Here is a 17,483-nt window from a genome sequence, read left to right on the forward strand (position 1 = left end):
TCCCCCGCGCGGGTTTCGGCCGCCCGAGATAGAGGCAAGGGCAAGCCGAAACCGCCGCGCGCAGCCGAGAGCGCCTGCACGCTCAGGCGAGGTTCGACCTGGGAGGAGGCTCGGCGATCGCGAGAAAAGGCGGGTGGTAGGTCGCGCCCACCGGAGGAGCCCATCGATCCGACCGGGGAGAGATCGTTCGGAAGACGAATGGGCCGGCCAGGAGCGTCGGGGCCTGCACCCTGGGCAAGGTGGAGTGGGCCGGCCCGGCATCGTGGTCGGCCGGCATCCCCGCGGCCAAGTGGCAGGCCGCATGGGGGTCCTTGTGCTTGGCGGCCGCCTCGCAGGCGAACTTGCACGAGCAGCTCGCATCGCAGACGCACGACGTGACGGCGCAGGGATTGCCCTGGCCGTCGCCCACGCACGGGATCGGCAAGCGCGCCGCCCCCATGAGGAGCAGTACGACGAGCGCCATCGCGAGCCGGGCGAGCCGAGTAAGCATGCCGCCATGATACGTGACTTACGACCGTGCGTCGAGGAGAGCAACGCCCCCTCCAGCCTCCCGGAAAAACCGCTTGCCCATTTGACCTGGGGCCTCGCTCTGCTTCACTGGGGCGCGCTCCGCGCAGGAGGCCCGAGATGGAGGACCCTGTCCTGCTCTGGACCGATCGCCTCGCCGGCGGCATCGAGCTGTTCGCCGCCGTCATCATCGGCATGGCGGCCGTCAAGGCGATCGTGCGGGGGCTCATCCGCATGCTGCTGCCGAGCCGCGCGCCCGTCAGCCCCGAGCAAGTTCGCCTGGACCTGGGGCGCTGGCTCGCGCTGGGACTCGAGTTCCTGCTCGGGGCCGACATCCTCCGGACGGCCGCGGCGCCCTCCTGGAACGACATCGGGCAGCTCGCCGCGATCGCGGTGCTCCGGACCGCCCTCAACTACTTCCTGGAAAAGGAGATCGCCCAGGAGGAAGCGCGCGAGCGCAGCCCCGACGGATGAAGGTCAAAAGCGCCAAGAAAGGTCCAGAGAACCGCCATGCGTCACGGCCGGCGCCCCTCCTATGGTGGGGGGAGGAGGAGCGCCGATGGACGACCCGACCCTCGTGGCCCGCTGGCAATTCGGCTTCACCATCCTGTACCACTACCTCTTCCCCCAGCTCACCATGGGCCTTGCCCTGCTCATCCTGATCCTCAAGAGCATCTACCTGCGCAAGCGCGACGAGCGCTGGAACCGAAGCGCCCGCTTCTGGGGCAAGATCTTCGCCGTCAACTTCGTCATGGGGGTCGTCACCGGCATCCCGATGGAGTTCCAGTTCGGCACCAACTGGGCCAAGTTCTCCGTCTTCGCGGGCGGGATCATCGCCCAGACCCTCGCCATGGAGGGGGCCTTCGCCTTCTTCCTCGAGTCGGCCTTCCTGGGCCTCTTCCTCTTCGGGGAGCGCCGCTTCGGGCAGCGCCTCCACTGGTTCTCGGCCCTGATGGTCTGGCTGGGGACGTGGGCCTCGGGCTACTTCATCATCGCCACCAATGCCTGGATGCAGCACCCGGTCGGGTACCGATCGACGCCCGGCGGCGGCGTCGCGCTGGCGGACTACTGGGCCGTGCTCCTGAACCCGTGGATTCCCGCCCAGTACATGCACGCCATGGGCGGGGCCCTATTGACCGGCGCCTGCGTCATGAGCGCGGTGGGGGCCTTCTACCTGCTTTCGCACAAGCACGAGGCCTACGGGCGCATCTTCGTGAAGGTCGGGGTGATCGCGGGCCTGGTGGCCTCGGTGTTCCAGCTCTACCCGAGCGGCGACTGGTCCGGCGTGCAGGTGAGCGCGAAGCAACCCATCAAGCTCGCCGCCATGGAGGGCCTGTTCCAGACCGAGCGCGGGGCCGGCATCGCGATCCTCGGTCAGCCGGACATGAAGGCCCAGAGGCTCGACAACCCCCTGGTGGTTCCCAACGCCCTGAGCTTCCTGACCTACCGCGCGTGGAGCGCCGAGATCAAGGGCCTGGACGCGTTCCCCCGCGACCAGTGGCCGAGCTCGGTGCCCATGCTGTACTACAGCTACCACATCATGGTGGGCCTGGGCACGATCATGATCGCCGTGATGGGGCTTTCGGGGCTGCTCTTGTGGCGGCGGAGGCTGTACCAGGCCCGCTGGCTGCTGTGGGGGCTCATGCTGATGGCGCCCTTCCCGTACATCGCGAACTCGGCCGGGTGGATGACCGCCGAGCTCGGGCGGCAGCCCTGGCTCGTCTACGGGCTGCTGAGGACCGTGGACGGGGCCTCGCCCACCGTGTCGAGCGGCAGCATCTGGTTCACCCTGCTGGGCTTCGCCGGCATGTACGCCGTGATGGGCATGCTCTTCGTGCTCCTGGTGCTGCGCGAGATCGCCCACGGCCCCGAGATCGGCCCCGCGGGTCCCGAGTCGGCGCTCGGCGTGAGCGCCTGAAAGGGGAGACCATGGCCACGCTCTGGTTCGTCCTGGTCCTCTTCATGCTCGTCATGTACGTGCTCCTGGACGGCTTCGATTTGGGGGCGGGGGCCATCCACGTCTTCGTCGCCAAGACCGACGCCGAGCGTCGCATGGTCCTCAAGGCCATCGGGCCGGTCTGGGACGGCAACGAGGTCTGGCTCATCGCGGCGGGAGGCACCCTTTTCTTCAGCTTCCCCGTCCTCTACGCGTCCAGCTTCAGCGGCTTCTACCTGCCCCTGATGATCGTGCTGTGGCTCCTGATGATCCGCGGGATTGCGATCGAGCTGCGATCGCACCTCAAGCACCCCATGTGGGCGACCTTCTGGGACGCGGCCTTCTTCGTCTCGAGCGCGCTGCTCGCGGTCTTCCTGGGGGCGGCGGCGGGCAACGTGATCCGCGGGGTGCCCCTCGATGCGAGCGGCTACTTCTTCGAGCCGCTCTGGACCACCTTCGACCCCGCGAGCCCCACCCCGGGGATCCTGGACTGGTACACCGTGCTGGTGGGGCTCTTGGCCCTTGCGATCCTGGTGACCCACGGCGCCAACTACCTCGCCCTCAAGACCGAAGGGGCGCTCAACGCGCGCGCCCGGCGCCTCGCGCTGGGCGGCTGGGGGGCGACCCTCGCCCTGACGGTACCGGTGACCCTGTCGACCTTCTGGCTGCGCCCGGAGATGTGGGGCAACTTCGCGCGCGCCCCGTGGGGCGCGATCTTCCCGCTGGCCGCCATCCTCGGCCTGATCGGCATGGGCGTCTGCCTGAGGCGTCGCCGCGAGCAGGGGGCCCTCGTGTCGTCGGGGGCCTACATGGCAGGGATGATGGCGAGCAGCGCCTTCGCCCTCTACCCCCGGGTGCTGCCCGCCGTCGACCCCGCGCACGACCTCACCATCCACAACGCCGCCACCTCCCCCTACGGCATGGCCGTGGGGCTCGTGTGGTGGAGCATCGGGATGGTGCTGGCGGCGATCTACTTCGTGTTCATCTACCGGCTGTTCCGGGGCAAGGTCTCCTCGGAGGACGGGCCCTACTGATCCTTCTAGCGATCGCGCGTGGCGTCGATGGTGACCTTGGCGGGCAGGTGGTCCGAGGCCTGCTGGGCGTCGGGGGTGTCCAGGATCGTGGCCGAGTTCGGGACGTACTCCTGCTTGATGCCCTGCGAGAGCAGGATGTAGTCGATCCGGCCGCGGTACTTGGCCGGGTGGTAGGTGAAGGCCGAGACGCCCAGCTCCGAGAGGGCGTCGTAGAGGCTGGGATCGCGATCGCGGCCCTCGAGGAAGACCTTCAGGGTCTCGGTGGTGGGCTGGTCGTTGAAGTCGCCCATCAGGGCGTAGTTGGCGCGCGGGTTCTGGCCCTCGAAGTCGCGCAGGATGCGGCGGATCTCCATGGCCTCGGCCTTGCGCTTGGCGTCGGCCTGCGCCCCGCCCGCGTGGGCCTTGAGGTGGGTCATGAAGACCGTGAACGAATAGCCCTTGCCCGGCTTGATCTGCACCTGCAGGAGGTCGCGGCTCAGCTGCTGCGGCGTCGGGGCGCCCGGCACGCCGAACTCGGCGTTCTTGTGGGACTTGATGTGGGTGATGGGGAAGCGGCTGAGCACCGCCACGTCGATGCCGCGACCGTCGTTGCCCTCGACCAGGGCCATGTGCTTGTAGCCCATGTCGGCCAGGTAGGCGTCGCGGAAGTTGCGCAGGGTCGCCTTGGACTCCACCTCGACCAGGCCCACCACGTCCGCGTTCAGCTCACGCATGGCGCTGGCGAGGGCCTGCTTGTCCTCGTGGCTCTTGGCCGGGCTGGTCTTGGGGTCGAGGACGGTGTTGGAGCCGTCGAAGAGGTTCTCGACGTTGTAGGTGGCGAGGGTGAACTTGCCCGCAGGCGCAAGGTCGGCGCTCTCGGCGGTCGCCTTTCCGCCGCCCTCGCCCCCCATGAAGCCGAGCGGATTGAGCCCGCAGCCGGAGAGGGTCATCGCGAGAAGCGCGGCCCAGAGGAAGCGATGGCGGTGCATGCGTCGAGCTCCTTTTGGAAGGAAGGCGGGTGCTTTCAAGGATTATCTCAAAATCCAGGCAAAACTTTCCTTAAGAATTGGTGAAGAAAAGACCTACTTCTCTCGCTCGGCGAGCAGGGCGTCGATCGCGCGCCAGAGGCGCCACGCGTCCCGGATCCCGAGGCCCGTGAGCTCCACGTGGCCCAGATCTCCGACCACCGTGAGGCGCGCCAGGCCGTGAGGCAAGGCCCGGGCCAGGGCCAGGCTCTCGGTGTAAGGGATGACGCTGTCGTTGGTGCCGTGAATGAGGTTGACCCTGGCCCTGAGGGCGCGAAGGTCCTTGTTCGCGAGGTCGAGGGCCGCCATGTCGTCGCGGATCGGCCTGGGGAGCTTCGCGATCAGCCCGGGCACGCGCTCGGGATCGGCGTTGGCCAGCAGGTCGTAGAGCGAGCGGCCCTCCGGTCTGAGGCCCTGCGCCAGCTGCTCGATGGGTGCGGCCGGATCGCTCAGCCTGCGCTCGGCCATGGCGCTCAGGGCCCTGCGATCGCCCGGATCTTCGAGCAGATCCGCGTTGCTGAGCACGAAGACCCACTTGCCGTAGGCGTTTGGGCGCAGGTAGCGCCACGCGCCCCTCTCGTCCCGGAAGAACCCCGTCGTGCAGTAGGTGACGACGCGCGCCACGTCGTGATAGCCCCCGACCCCCAGCACGAAGCGCACCCTGTCCCGGATCGCGGGCTCGAGGGCCGCGAGCAGCGCCGGGCCGACCGCGTAGCTGAAGGCGCCGATCCCGGCCCGCCCCCCGGGCGCCAGGTCCGGCCGAGAGCCCAGGTAAGCGAACGCGTCGGCGACCTCGCGGGCGTCGCGGGCGCGGAGCCTCAGCGCGCGCAGGCTCGCGATCTCGGGCACCAGGACCGCGAAGCGCGCCCTGGCGAGGGTGTTGGCGAAAGCCACCAGGCGCGCGTCGTCCTTGCCGTCCCGCGTGGCCCCAGGCACCAGCACGATCCCGGCGCACGGCGCCTCGCCGGGCTGGTAGAGGTCCGCCGCGTGGGCGCGCCCCTCGATGGTGTAGCGCACGGCCGCACGGGCGGGGGCAGGGGTCCGCTCCTTGAGGACGCTCGGCTGATCCCCGGCGGCGACGTCGCGCAGGACCCAGAGCGCCTCGCGGCTCGGCAGGCAGCCCTGGATGAGGGCGATCGTCCCGACGAGGGCGAGCCAGCGCCTCACGCTCCGGGCTCCGGGATCGCGCTCTCGCCGCAGTCGCGCAGGATCTCGGCGTAAGCGGCGTCCCGCAGGGCGAGAGCAGCCGCCCAGCCCTGGCCCTTCGGGCGGATCGGCGGACCGATCGTCACGAGGATCCCCCCGCGCCGCAAAAAGCGCGAGTGGGCCCGCAGGATGTGCCGCGTCCCCCTAAGGGCGATCGGCACCACCGCGCAGCCCGTCTCGGCCGCGGCCGTGAACGCCCCCATCCGGAAGGGCTGGAGGCCCGGGGTTCGGATGAAGGTGCCCTCGGGGAAGAAGCAGACCGGCTCGCCAAGGCGCAGGGTGCGGGCCGCCTCCTCGGTCTCCTCGAGGCCGCGCGCCTGCCCCTTGGCCGCCACGAAGATCGCGCCGATGCGCTGCAGGAAGAGGCGCGCGAAGAAGCGCGCCCGGAAGCGCGCGTGCGCCACGTAGCGCGGCGCGACCGGCAGGCACGCTTCGAGCGCCAGGCCGTCGAGGTAGCTCGCGTGGTTCGCGACCAGCACGCAGGGACCGCACCCCTCCAGGTGCTCGAGGCCCCGCACCACCAGCGGGATCCCCGTCAGGCGCAGCAGCAGGCGCGAGGCCACGCGCAGGCAACGCCGGCTGCTGCCGGGCGCAAGGGCGATCATGATCCAGGCCGGCACCGCGACCAGGCCGAAGACCCCCCAGGCGTAGAGGGAGTAGAGGCCAGAGGCGAAATCGCTCGAGGCGCGGCGGAGGCGCGGCACGAGCCCGGCCGCCTCCAGCCGCAGCCACTGGCGCCAGGGCGCCGGGGCGGCGGCTCCGAGATCGCCCTGCTCGTAGCGATCGCGGCAGGCCGCACGGCGGATCTTGCCGCTCGAGGTCTTCAGCACCGTGCGCGGCGGCACCAGGGCCACGTCGTCAGGCGGCATGGCGAGCAGATCCAGGGTCACGTCGACGATCCGGGCCTTGAGCGCCTCGTCGGGCGCGACGCGAGGCTCTCTCGTCTCGGCCATGACCACCAGGCGCTCGGTCCCCGACTCCGGATCGGCGCTGCCGAAGACCGCCACGCCGCCCCTGCGGATCCCCTCGATCTCCCCGATCGCCTCTTCGAGCTCGTAGGGCGGGATGTTGCGCCCGCCCCGGATGATCAGGTCCTTGACCCGGCTCGTCAGGTACACCTCGCCGAGCGCCGTGTAGGCCAGATCCCCCGACTCCAGCCACTCGCCCCGGAAGAGCCTCGCGGTCTGCTCGGGGTTGCGGAAGTAGCCCGCGGTCGCCGAGGGGCCCTTGAACTCCAGGCGCCCCACCTCGCGCTCGCCCAGCTCTCGCCCCCTGGCGTCCACGATGCGGATCCGGTGGCCGGGCAGCGGCCTCCCGCAGGCCACGAAGCGCAGGGCGCTCGGGTCGTCCTCCTTGGCGGGGGTCGCAAGCCCGTCTCGCAGCAGCGCCTCGCGCTGGACCCGGTCGATGACGGCTCCGCGCCCGGGCGATGGAAAGGTGAGGCCGACCGACGACTCGGCGAGCCCGTAAACGGGCGTCATGGCCTCGCGCCGAAAGCCGTAGGGGGCGAAGCGATCGCAGAAGCGCGTGACGGTGGCCGGGCTGACGGGCTCCGCGCCGTTGACGGCCAGGCGCCACGCGCCGAGCTCGAGGCCCGCGAGATCCTCATCAGCGAGCTTGCGGACGCAGAGCTCGTAAGCGAAGTTCGGGGCGGCCGAGAGGGTCCCTCGGTAGCGGTGGATGGCGCGCAGCCAGCGCTCCGGGCGCGCCAAAAACGCCAGGGGGGACATGAGCACGAGCGGCATGGCGAAGTACAGGCTTCCGAGCCAGGCCCCGATCAGGCCCATGTCGTGGTACAGCGGCAGCCAGCTGACGAACACGTCCTCGGATCGGACCGCCGCCGCCTGCCCCAGGGCCCGGATGTTCGCCAGCAGGTTGGCATGCGTCAGCATGACCCCCTTGGGCTGGCCGGTGCTGCCCGAGGTGTACTGCAAGAGCGCCAGCTCATCCGAGCGCGAGAAGAGGGGCAGGGCGATGCCGCCCACCCCCGAGAGCTGCTGCGGCGTCGCCACCTCTCGCAGGCCGGGCACCAGGCCCCGCAACAGCCGCGCGAGCGGCATGACCTCGGGGGTCGTGATCATGAAGGCGGCGAGCGCGTTCGAGAGGATCCCCGCCTGGCGCCTGAGGTGGTCCTCGAGCTGCGAGGGCCGGAAGGGCGGGTAAACCGGCACGGGCACCCCGCCCGCGAGCAGGATGCCCATGAAGCAGTGGAAGTACGCCTGGCCGGTCGGCAGCATGAGGGCGACCGACTGCCCCGGAGCCAGGCCTCGCTCCTTGAGCCCCAGCGCCACCTTCGAGGCCCCGACCAGCAGCCCCGCGTAGGTGAGCGGCTCCTCGCCGTCCTCGCAGAAGACCACGTGTCGCCGCTCGGGGTGGGCCTCGACGTGCCACTCCAGCACCTCGAGCAGGGTCCTGGCGCGCTCGGGGGGCCCCACGGCTGCCCCTGTTAGAAGCACGGGCGCTTGCGCCTCCTGGGGCGCCTGGCGAGAAGCCGCCAGCAGGGGGCCCAGGAGGTCGCGCGGCGTCTCGGCCGCGTAGAGGACGCCGTCGGGCAGGCGTGCGTCGAACTCTCGCTCGATTCTCAGGAGCAGCTCCGTGCGGTCCAGGCTGTCCAGGCCGAAGTCCCGGTCGAGGGCGCTGTCCAGGGTCAGGCCCTGCGCGCCTCGGCGAGGATGCAGCTCGGTCGCGAGCTGCCGCACCGTCGCGAGCAGCTCGTCGGCGACGGCGGCGGGGGTGGTGGCGAGGTGTCCGCGCGCTGCCATGGCCCCTCCCGGATGAATCGGGGCCATGGTACCGGAAGACCCGCGTCCTCCGCTTGGCTGCTATTTTGGCCGCAAGGGCGCAGGGGCGGGCGCTTTTTTCGCCCGCCACCCGCTACCGGCAGCAGACCTCCAGGATCTCCCTGACCGTCGAGGGCCCGATGTCCTCGCGCTCGCCGAGGGCCACCTCGCCGCGACGCTCCATGCGATCCACGATCGTGGGGATCGTCTCGGCGCTGACCCCGTAGTCAGCCAGGCGCGTTGGAACCCCGAGCGACTCGAAGAAGGCGCGGGTCTTCGCGATCGCCTCGCGCATGCGCGTCTCGTCGTCGCCCTCGCGGATCCCCCAGACGCGCTCGGCGTACTGGATGAGCTTCCCGGACTTCTGCTCGCGCTTGACCTCGAGGATGGCGGGCAGCACCACCGCGAGCGTCTGGCCGTGGTCCAGGCCGTGCAGGGCCGTCAGCTCGTGGCCGATGGAGTGGGTGGCCCAGTCCTGCGGCACGCCGACCCCGATGATCCCGTTGAGGGCCATGGTGGCGCTCCACATGAAGGTGGCGCGCGCCTGGTAGTCGGTGGGGTTCGAAAGGGTCCTGGGGCCGACCTCGACCAGGGTCGAGAGGATCGCCTCGGCCATGCGGTCCTGCAGGGGCGCATCGGCCGGGTAGGTCAGGTACTGCTCGGTGGTGTGGACGAAGGCGTCCACGATGCCGTTGCCGACCTGGCGCGGCGGCAGCGAGAAGGTCGTCTCGGGGTCGAGGATCGAGAAGCGGGGATAGACGTGGCGGCTCGAGAAGGCGAGCTTCTCGCGGGTCTCCCGCCTGGTGATGACCGAGCTGCCGTTCATCTCCGAGCCGGTCGCAGGCAGGGTCAGGACCGCGCCGAGGGGCAGCGCCGAGGCGACGCGGGCACCCTTGGCGAGGATGTCCCAGGGGTCGCCCTCGAAGTTCACGGCCGCGGCGATGAACTTGGTGCCGTCGAGGACCGAGCCGCCGCCCACGGCGAGGAGGAAGTCGATCCCCTCCTTGCGCACCAGCTCGACCGCGGGCATCAGGGTCTCGAAGCTCGGGTTCGGCTCGATGCCGCCGTACTCCATGACCTCGCGACCGGCGAGCGCCTTCATGACCTGGTCGTACACGCCGTTGGCCTTGATGCTGCCGCCGCCGTAGGTCAGGAGCACCTTGGTGCCGGCCGGGATCTCGCCCGTCAGCTTCGCGATCTGTCCTTTGCCGAAGTGGACCCGGACCGGGTTCTGAAACGTGAAGTTCTCCATGGGCTCGCTGCTCCCTTCGTGCTCTTGCAAAGTCCCATTATCCCACGAACCGTTCGCGCATGCCGAAGGATCGGTCCAAGACTGGCCATCTTGCTGGACAAGGAAGCGACGCGACTTGCCCGCGCTCCGGCCCCGTCGGGTTTTCGGGAGCTCGGCAGGCCGCCACCCTAGCCAGAGAGCGCGCGTTGTGCGCCGCCGCGAGCCCCCCTTAGCATCGGGGCCGCCCGAACGGGGTTGGAGTTGACGGCCGCCAGGCCGGAAGGGAGCACAGGATGACTCGCAGAACCATGGGGACGTATCTCGCGCTGGCCTGCGGCATCGCCGCGGCGGGTTGCCAGGCGGCACCGCCGAGCGGGACGCCCGGAGGCGCGTCACGGGCGCCGGCTCCTGTGCTCAGCGCCGAGCGCAGCGTGCAGGGCCTGGATCGTGCCGGCTTCGAGCGCATGATGCAGGCGCTCCCCAAGCAAATCAGCAACGAACAGGCCGAGCGGATGCTCGTGAAGCTACCTGCCGAGAAGCTGCGGGCCCCGCTGCTCGCGGACGTGCGCCACGCGGGCTATCGCGTCAGTGCGGGTGAGGGCCAGGCGATGAGCTGGGGCCACGGGGACGCGAGCGCCATGGCCGGATCCAACCTGGATTACCGCTTCATGAGCGTCGGTGACGCCTCGCTGCCCTATATCAGCTATTACCCCTACGTCTACAACCAGAGCAACAGCTACTGGGCCCCGTACGCCGCCTACTGGAGCGGGCGCTACTACTACCCGTACTACCAGGGCTACGGCAGCCTCTACGCCCCCTACTCCTACAGCATGACCGTCCCCTACGCCGGCGTCTACGCGCTCAGGACCGGGACCATCCTGCGGTAAGCGACCCCGTGGAGGCGGTCGGGCGTGTGCCCGGCCGCCTTCTTCACGACGCCACGACCTTGACGAGCACCTCGCGCGTGCGCGGCCCGTCGAACTCGGCCAGGAAGATCCCTTGCCATCGCCCGAGCATCAGGCGACCCTGGTGGACGACCACCGTCTGGGAGACGCCGAACAGGCTCGTCTTGAGGTGGGCGTCGGAGTTGCCCTCCGCGTGAACGAACTCCCCGTGCTGGGGGATCCGCTGGCGCAGCCAGTGGAGCATGTCTCGGGGCACGTCCGGATCGGCGTTCTCGTTGAGGGTGATCGCGGCGGTGGTATGGGTGCTGTAGACCACCACCAGGCCCTCGCGCGCGCCGGATCGCGCGAGCACCGCGCGCACCTCGGCCGAAAGGTCGAGCAGCTGCTCGCGGGCATGGGTCTTCACGACCAGGGTTTCAAGCATCGTTCGATCCTTGCGATCGCGCGGCCTCAGGCGAAGGCGGGGCCGCTCGGGGGGCGCTCGTCGAAGGCCCGAGCGGCCGGTGTCGGCACCTCGAGCGGCAGGGTGACGGGGAGGGTGCCAGGCAGCGGCAGGCCCCGGCCGAGGGCGTCGATCGCCGCCTCGATCTGCTCGGGCTCCGCGCCGTAGGCGAGCACCCAGCGCTGCGCCTCGGGGAGCTGCGCGACCAGAAAGGGGCTCGAGAAGGAGACCACGGTCGTGCTCGCCCGACCGGCGATCGCCCGCAAGGGGGAGACCAGGTCCTCGGTGAGCAGGCTGCGGTCCTTGCTGACCCGGATGGGCGAGAAGACGCCGACGAGCACACCCGGCGCCGATTCGGCCTCCTGGATCAAGGCCTCCCACTGGCTGGGCGTGGTGTCACGCGAGACGATCGTGTGGCGCGCAAGGCCGTGGGCATCGAGGGCACGGCGCCACGCCGAAAGGCGCGAGGGATCGGCGCCGTCGTCCACCCCGACGCAGAGCGTCCCCTTGGCGAGGGGCGCGCCCTGCTCACCCTTGGCGAGAGTCAGGGCCTCGCGGGCCACGCGCAGCGAAAGGTCCCTGGCGGCGCCCCGGGGCGCGGGGGCGCCCGGGACGGCCAGGCGGCGCTTGGCCGAAAGGACGCGCTCGGCCGCCTCGTAGACGCGCGCCTCGCCGAGCGTACCGTCCTCGACCGCCGACACCAGCGCCGCGTGGGCCGCGCAGGGATCCGGCGGCATCAGGAGCACGTCGCAGCCGGCGAGCACCGCCTGGACCGCGGCCTCGGCCGGGGTCGCCAGGGTGGTGATGCCACCCATGAGCAGCGCGTCGCTCACGATGAGGCCCGTAAAGCCCAGCTCCTCGCGCAACAGGCCCGTCATCGCCGCGCGGCTGAGGGTGGCGGGGCCGTCGATCCCGAGCCCCGGCAGGGCCAGGTGCGCCGACATGATCGAGGCGACGCCGCTTGCGATCGCCGCGCGGAAGGGCGGCCACTCGACGGCCTCGAGGCGCGCGCGAGGCGCCATCACCGCCGCAAGGCGGGTGTGCGAGTCGGTGCCGGTGTCGCCGTGGCCCGGGAAGTGCTTTGCGCAGGCGAGGGCCCCCTGGTCCTGGCAGCCCCGGACGAAGGCCGCGACCATCTCGGCCACGCGCGCGGGATCCCCCCCGAAGCTGCGGATGCCGATGATCGGGTTGAGGGGGTCGACGGTCACGTCCGCGACCGGGGCGAGGACCCAGTTGACCCCGACCGAGAGGGCCTCGCGCGCGGTCCAGGCGCCCAGGCGGTAGGCGAGCTCGGGGGCACCGGCGGCCCCGAAGGCCATCGCGGGCGCAAAGGCGCTCAGCCCCTCGATCTGCTGGCCCGCTCCGTGCTCCATGTCGGCAGCGACCAAAAGAGGCAGGCGACTCGCGGCCCTCAGCGCGGCGAGTCGCTCGCGCGTCTGGGCCTGCCCCGCGTGGAAGAGGATGTAGCCGCCCCAGCCGTAGCGCTCGAGCTCGAGGGCCACGGCCTCGGCGTGGTAGGGCCGATCCCCCAGCTGGGCGCCGAAGAGGGTCGGACAGACGAGCTGTCCCACCGCCGCGTCGAGGCTCAGGTCCTTCGCCGTCCATCGCTCGCTCATGCGCCCTCCTCTCGCCAGGCGATCTTCGCAAAAAAAAGCGCCCCACACAAGCGGGAACAACCCCTCGTCTCTTGTTCGTACCGGCTCGGGTCCGTACGATCCCGTGGAGGGGGAATGACTCATGGTCCCGTCGCCGAGCCCGCCAGACGACCTTCAGCGCCCGCTCCTCGACGGTGAGCAGGACGTGTCGCTGGAGCGGCTCTGGTTCCTGGTGCACGCCGGCGGGATCCTCTCGTCCTCGCTCGACACCATGACCACCCTGCGGAGCGTCGCCCGGCTCGCGGTCCCTAGCCTGGCCGACTGTTGCCTGATCGACCTCTTCGAGGAAGGCGGCCTCCGGCGGATCGTGGCGGTCCACTCCGACCCCGGCCTCGAGGGCCTCACCGAGGAGCTGCGCCGCTTCCCCCCCGATCTCTCGAAAGAGGAGGGCGTCTCCGTCGTCCTGCGCACGGGCAAGCCTCTCTTCATTCCCGAGCTTCTCCCCTCCTTCCTCGACGGCATCGCCCTCGACGAGGATCACCTCGCCCTGCTGCGGCGCCTCTCGCCCCGCTCCTTGATCTCGGTGGCCATGAGCGCCCGGGGGGATCTGTTCGGGGCCATCAGCCTCTTTCGCTCGAAGGGCGATCATCCCTACACCTCGGAGGACCTGCTCGTCGCCGAGATCCTCGCCCAGCGCGCCGCCGACGCGCTCGACAACGCGCGGCTCTACCTTCAGGCCGCGCGCGCGCGCGATCGCTACCACTCGCTGCTCGACGACGTGGACGGCATCGTCTGGGAAGGGGAGCCGGGCACCCTGGCCTTCACCTTCGTCAGCAAGCAGGCCGAGGCGATCCTCGGTTACCCGCGCGAGGCGTGGCTTTTGCCCGGGTTCTGGCAGAGCCACCTCCACCCCGACGATCGCGCAGCGGTGGTCAAGCAGTGCCAGGAGAGCACCGATGCGGGCCGGGACCACCGGCTGAGCTACCGGATGATCGGCGCTGACGGTCGCACGCTCTGGATCAACGACCACGTCCGGGTCCTCACGGACCAGAGCGGCCGCCCCACCCAGCTGCGGGGGATCATGCTCGACGTCACCCAGCAGCACGCCCTGGAGGCGGAGCGCGCGCGGCTCCAGGGCGAAGAGCAGGCGAGTCGCGCCGAGGCGGCCGCAGCCAAGAAGCTCGATCGGCTCAAGGACGAGCTGCTCCAGTCGGTCTCCCACGAGCTGCGCACTCCCCTGACCAGCATCTTCGGCTACAGCGAGTTCCTGGAGGAGGGCACCGCTGGCGCGCTCAACGCGCAGCAGGGCGAGTACGTCCAGCAGATCCGGGCCGCGAGCCTCCAGCTGGAGCGCCTGGTGGACGACCTTCTGGACAACGCCCGGATCAGCGCGGGCACCTTCCGCCTCAACCTCGCACCCTCGGATCTCGGCCGGCAGATCCGCGAGGCGGTGCGCGCCCTCAGGCTCAGGGCCGCCGAGGCGGGAGTCCGGCTCGAGGTGGAGCTCGCGCCGGGGGACCTGACGCTCGCGATGGACCCGCAGCGCATCCAGCAGGTCCTGACCAACCTGATCGCCAACGCCCTGAAGTTCACCCCCCGAGAAGGCCGCATCACCGTCCGGGCCCGCCGCGAGGGGCAGCGGCTCCACTGCGAGGTCCAGGACACCGGCATCGGGATCGCCCCCGAGGACCTGCCCAAGCTGTTCCAGCGCTTCGCCCAGCTCGAGGCGGGCAGGCGCGAGCGGGGCACCGGCCTCGGGCTGAGCATCAGCAAGGCCCTGGTGGAGGCCCACGGCGGCACCATCGGGGTGTTCAGCCAAAAGGGCAAGGGCACGACCTTCTGGTTCACCTTGCCCACCACCGCCCGACGGTCGCAGGCTGCCACCCTCTCATGAGGAGCGAGACCATGCGTCGAATCACCCTTTTCGCCTCGGCTGCGCTCCTGGCCTGCGGCATTTCCGCTCAGGCGGCAGACCTCGGCACGCCGAATGAGTGGCCCTATCCCATGGAGGGCGAGCCCGCGCGCTCGGCCCATGCCATGGTCAGCACCGTGTCTCCCCTGGCCAGCAAGATCGGGGTCGACATCCTGAAGCGCGGCGGGAACGCCGTCGATGCCGCGGTTGCCATCGGCTTCGTCCTGGCGGTCACGTGGCCCGAAGCCGGCAACATCGGTGGCGGCGGCCTGATGATGATCCGTGACCCCGAAGGCGGCCTCGAGGGCCTCGACTACCGCGAAACGGCGCCCGCCGAGGCCCGGCACGACATGTTCATGGGCCCGCAGGCCGACGGAGAGGAGCGCAGCCTGCACGGTCACCTGGCGGTCGGCACGCCGGGAACGGTCCGCGGCTTTTGGATAGCCCACCGTCAAAAGGGCAAGCTGCCCTGGGCCGAGCTGCTCAAACCGGCGATCGCCTTGGCCCGAGAAGGCTTCGTGGTGGATGCCGCCCTGGCCCGTTCCTTCGAGGATCGCGCCGCCCTGCTCCGGAAAAACCCCGAAGCGGCGCGGATCTTCCTGGACCGGGGCAAACCCCGCCGGGCCGGATCCCGGCTCGTCCAGACCGAGCTCGCCCATACCCTACGCCTGATCGCCGAGCGAGGTCCCGACGGTTTTTACAAGGGGCCGGTGGCCGAGGCGATCGCCTCGGACATGGCGCGCAGCGGCGGCATCCTGAGCGAAGGCGACCTCGCCGCATACCGGACCCGGTGGCGGCCTCCCCTCAGTATCCGCTACCACGGGTACACCGTCGCCACCATGCCTCCGCCGAGCGCGGGCGGCTTCGTGCTCCTCGCCGCGCTCCAGATGGTCGAGCACGACGATTTCAAGCGGATCGGCTTTCACTCCGTCTCGATGATCCACCTTCTCGCCGAGGTGGAGCGCCGCGTCTACGCCGATCGCAACACCTACATCGGCGACCCCGATTTCTCCGCGGTCCCGATCGGCGAGCTGCTGGACAGCGCCTACCTGGCCCGGCGCCGCGCAAGCATCGATCCCCGGCGCGCGACTCCGGAGAATTCCCTGCGACCGGGCCAGCTGGCTGAGCCGCCCCAGACGACCAGCTACGTGGTCGTCGATCGACACGGCGGCGCCGTGAGCAACACCACCTCCCTCAACGACGCTTTCGGCTCGGGGGTCGTCGCTCCGGGCACGGGGGTCCTGCTCAACGGCGTGATGAACAACTTCGCCATAAGACCGGGTACCCCCAATTTCTATGGCCTGGCCCAGGGCGAACCGAACGCGATCGCTCCCGGCAAGCGAATGATCACGTCCAAGGCCCCGACCGTGGTCCTCGACCCGAAGGGGCGCCTGTTCATGGTCCTCGGAACGCCAGGTGGGGCAAGCATCCCCGCCACCCTCCTCCAGGTGCTGATCAACGTGATCGACTACGGCATGAACCTCAAGGAGGCCATCAACGCGCCCCGCTTCCGCCACCAGGCCCTTCCCGAGCGCATCGAGGTCGAGGCCGGCGGCTTTGTTCCCGGCACCCTCAAGGCCCTCGAGGAAATGGGGCACCACGTTCACATCGCGTCGAGTTCGATCGGCGACGTCAAGGCCGTCGCCGTGACGCCGGGCGCAGAGCGCGAGGGCTACGCCGATCCGCGCCGCGGCGGGACGTCCATGGGGTACTAGCAAGGAGGCAGGAACCGGTGTCCTGGTTCACAAGTAGATCAAGCCCCGAATGACCGCTTCAACACGACGTAGCCCCACCCAATTATTTTGTGGGTTCAAGCATCGTCCCGAGGATCACGAGAGCGTACCGTAGCAAATCGCAAGCGATCGCCATGGCCAACTCCTGATTCCAAGGATGGCGATCATTTTGTTCTTTATCGTGTTTTTTGGCGAGATGGAGGCCATTAATTGCATGAAGATTCTCAAGCTAGGCAGCGTTTTGCTGGTTCTTCTGACGATGGCAGTTGCTGTCGGCCCTCAAATAAAAAACGGTGAGGCGGCCTCTCTACTGAGCACGCAACTTAATTCCCCTCAGGGAAACCTCGTCGAGCCTCTTTCTAACGGCCTTCTTCTCTCCATGACAAAGAGTGACATCATAGAACGTTTCGGTCCACCAACGTACGTCACGTGGGACGATGGAACCTTCGGCTATCGAGACTTCACCGTCATTTGCGGAGGCAAGAACAAGTCAATCTGGCACCTCACCCTGAAAGAAAACATCAAGCTCAATTCCGGCATTGGAATCGGCAGCGGAATGAACGAGGTCATGAAAACATTCAACCACAAATACGACTTCATCTACGATCAATACCATCTCATCTTTTCTTACGCAGGAGATCAGGTCAGCGGAATCAAGATCGACCCTGTAAATGACGGTTTTGCACCCTATTCTGGAAAGGGATCTGCTGCGGCGCAAGCCACTGTCGGTCGTTCCGCCTTCGTTGGGCTGTGGTATGGCACCGCATCGACCGTAGGAACCATCGACATTCGTCCGGATGGCACCTACGTATACAACGGCAATGGTAACGGTACTTATGCGGTGAACGGAAACATCATTACCTTTACGGGACCTCTCTCTGCTTGGGATGGGGGGCGCGCGACCCTCGACGGGGGGAACCTGGTCTTTTACTGGCGGAACAAAAACGGCTCGAAAAATTGGTTTACATTCGCCAAGGAATAACCCCCGATGCTTGTTCCGGGGGCGCGGACCCCGTGCAACGCGAGGTCGAGCCGCCGAGGATCCCGGCCTTCCTCGTCTTGCCTCGTCGCTCGGCCGTTGTGCGCACCATCGCTCGGCTCGAACGCCACCCATTTCCGGCCGACAGCCACGGCGAGCTCCCGGCGGAAGGCGTCGAGCCGCAGCATCCCTCACTATTCTGCGCTCTTGAGTGCTGCG

The 17,483-nt window shown here is 69.3% G+C and carries 14 protein-coding genes; 7 read left to right on the forward strand and 7 right to left on the reverse strand.

Annotated features, from left to right (window positions below; all coding sequences use genetic code 11):
- Positions 1-82: 82 nt before the first annotated feature.
- Positions 83-490: a hypothetical protein gene (locus tag V6D00_11430; GenBank protein ID HEY9899784.1), complete on the reverse strand. Its 408-nt coding sequence runs from the start codon at positions 488-490 to the stop codon at positions 83-85.
- 137 nt (positions 491-627) lie between these two features.
- Here V6D00_11430 and V6D00_11435 point away from each other — a divergent pair, with 137 nt between their 5' ends.
- The 3 genes from V6D00_11435 to cydB all read left to right on the forward strand — a co-directional run bounded on the left by V6D00_11435 (position 628) and on the right by cydB (position 3,477).
- Complete coding sequence (locus tag V6D00_11435; protein HEY9899785.1) at positions 628-981, forward strand: DUF1622 domain-containing protein; 354 nt, start codon at positions 628-630, stop codon at positions 979-981.
- An 85-nt stretch (positions 982-1,066) separates the two neighbouring features.
- Positions 1,067-2,425: a cytochrome ubiquinol oxidase subunit I gene (locus V6D00_11440; GenBank protein ID HEY9899786.1), complete on the forward strand. Its 1,359-nt coding sequence runs from the start codon at positions 1,067-1,069 to the stop codon at positions 2,423-2,425.
- Between the two features lie 11 nt (positions 2,426-2,436).
- Positions 2,437-3,477 (forward strand): cytochrome d ubiquinol oxidase subunit II, encoded by a 1,041-nt coding sequence (gene cydB, locus V6D00_11445; GenBank protein HEY9899787.1) that lies wholly within the window; start codon positions 2,437-2,439, stop codon positions 3,475-3,477.
- 5 nt (positions 3,478-3,482) lie between these two features.
- On the opposite strand, the gene V6D00_11450 is transcribed toward cydB, so the two are convergent.
- The 4 genes from V6D00_11450 to V6D00_11465 form a co-directional block, all read right to left on the reverse strand.
- Positions 3,483-4,445: an endonuclease/exonuclease/phosphatase family protein gene (locus V6D00_11450; protein HEY9899788.1), complete on the reverse strand. Its 963-nt coding sequence runs from the start codon at positions 4,443-4,445 to the stop codon at positions 3,483-3,485.
- 93 nt (positions 4,446-4,538) lie between these two features.
- Positions 4,539-5,648 (reverse strand): hypothetical protein, encoded by a 1,110-nt coding sequence (locus V6D00_11455; GenBank protein HEY9899789.1) that lies wholly within the window; start codon positions 5,646-5,648, stop codon positions 4,539-4,541.
- The gene (locus tag V6D00_11460) at positions 5,645-8,449 is read right to left on the reverse strand and encodes an AMP-binding protein (protein ID HEY9899790.1); all 2,805 of its coding nucleotides are present in this window, start codon (positions 8,447-8,449) and stop codon (positions 5,645-5,647) included. The genes V6D00_11455 and V6D00_11460 overlap by 4 nt, the downstream gene beginning before the upstream one ends.
- A 112-nt stretch (positions 8,450-8,561) precedes the next feature.
- The gene (locus V6D00_11465) at positions 8,562-9,719 is read right to left on the reverse strand and encodes an iron-containing alcohol dehydrogenase (GenBank protein ID HEY9899791.1); all 1,158 of its coding nucleotides are present in this window, start codon (positions 9,717-9,719) and stop codon (positions 8,562-8,564) included.
- A gap of 272 nt (positions 9,720-9,991) precedes the next feature.
- Here V6D00_11465 and V6D00_11470 point away from each other — a divergent pair, with 272 nt between their 5' ends.
- Positions 9,992-10,585, forward strand: coding sequence for a hypothetical protein (locus tag V6D00_11470; protein ID HEY9899792.1), 594 nt, complete (start codon positions 9,992-9,994; stop codon positions 10,583-10,585).
- A gap of 43 nt (positions 10,586-10,628) precedes the next feature.
- Here the strand turns inward: V6D00_11470 and V6D00_11475 are convergent, their stop codons facing one another.
- Together V6D00_11475 and V6D00_11480 are read right to left on the reverse strand one after the other, a co-directional pair.
- A complete protein-coding gene (locus V6D00_11475; protein ID HEY9899793.1) occupies positions 10,629-11,027 on the reverse strand; it encodes a secondary thiamine-phosphate synthase enzyme YjbQ in 399 nt (132 codons plus the stop codon).
- Between the two features lie 26 nt (positions 11,028-11,053).
- A complete protein-coding gene (locus tag V6D00_11480; GenBank protein HEY9899794.1) occupies positions 11,054-12,661 on the reverse strand; it encodes a glycoside hydrolase family 3 protein in 1,608 nt (535 codons plus the stop codon).
- Between the two features lie 121 nt (positions 12,662-12,782).
- Between V6D00_11480 and V6D00_11485 the strand changes: the two genes are divergently transcribed.
- The 3 genes from V6D00_11485 to V6D00_11495 all read left to right on the forward strand — a co-directional run bounded on the left by V6D00_11485 (position 12,783) and on the right by V6D00_11495 (position 17,267).
- Positions 12,783-14,534, forward strand: a complete 1,752-nt coding sequence (locus tag V6D00_11485; protein ID HEY9899795.1) for an ATP-binding protein — start codon at positions 12,783-12,785, stop codon at positions 14,532-14,534.
- An 11-nt stretch (positions 14,535-14,545) separates the two neighbouring features.
- Positions 14,546-16,267 (forward strand): gamma-glutamyltransferase, encoded by a 1,722-nt coding sequence (gene ggt / locus V6D00_11490; protein ID HEY9899796.1) that lies wholly within the window; start codon positions 14,546-14,548, stop codon positions 16,265-16,267.
- Between the two features lie 175 nt (positions 16,268-16,442).
- Complete coding sequence (locus V6D00_11495; GenBank protein HEY9899797.1) at positions 16,443-17,267, forward strand: hypothetical protein; 825 nt, start codon at positions 16,443-16,445, stop codon at positions 17,265-17,267.
- Positions 17,268-17,483: the final 216 nt, after the last annotated feature.

This window comes from Pantanalinema sp. (assembly GCA_036704125.1).
Lineage (GTDB): Bacteria > Cyanobacteriota > Sericytochromatia > S15B-MN24 > UBA4093 > JAGIBK01.